The 500-nt window shown below is 37.6% G+C and carries 1 protein-coding gene; it reads right to left on the reverse strand.

Annotation, left to right across the window (positions count from 1 at the left end; translation table 11 throughout):
• Nucleotides 1-488: hypothetical protein (locus R7Z50_RS31555; RefSeq protein ID WP_318150284.1), on the reverse strand; the 488-nt coding region annotated here is incomplete at its 3' end.
• Between the last annotated feature and the right edge of the window lie 12 nt (nt 489-500).

Here is a 500-nt window from a genome sequence, read left to right on the forward strand (position 1 = left end):
GCACCTTGTCGTGAAAGCCTGATTTGATTCCCGATTTGCTCAGGCTTGTGGGGAACAACCAATGAAAACACAATTCTTCGCTTCGCTTTGGCATGATTGTTAATCACGATCCGAGAGCCATTCTCGAAAGGCTCAACAAAGAACATTTCTTTAGTTAAAACAACACTTCGTTTTTTAAATTTGTTTTTAATTTTTGGAAATTTTCTCAGTCCTTTTTTCGCGGCTTCTGCATCAGAGAAAACCAAACTTGCGGCATTGCGTAAAAGTTGAACGGGAATGTCTTTTAAAAATAAGAGTTCAGGATTGTTTTTAATGGAAGCGTAACCTTGAGCGATAAGCTCTGGTGTTTTGCTTTTTAGAAAGGTTTTATATTCATTAATCTTTTGATTTCGGATCACATTGGCAGCACCAATCCATTGAGCAAAAAGCGTGGCTTGCTCTGGATTAAGCTTATCAGAAATATTGTAGCTAAAGCCTAATATTGCCAAGGTAAATCCTAA

The organism is Vibrio sp. 1249-1 (assembly GCF_033340495.1).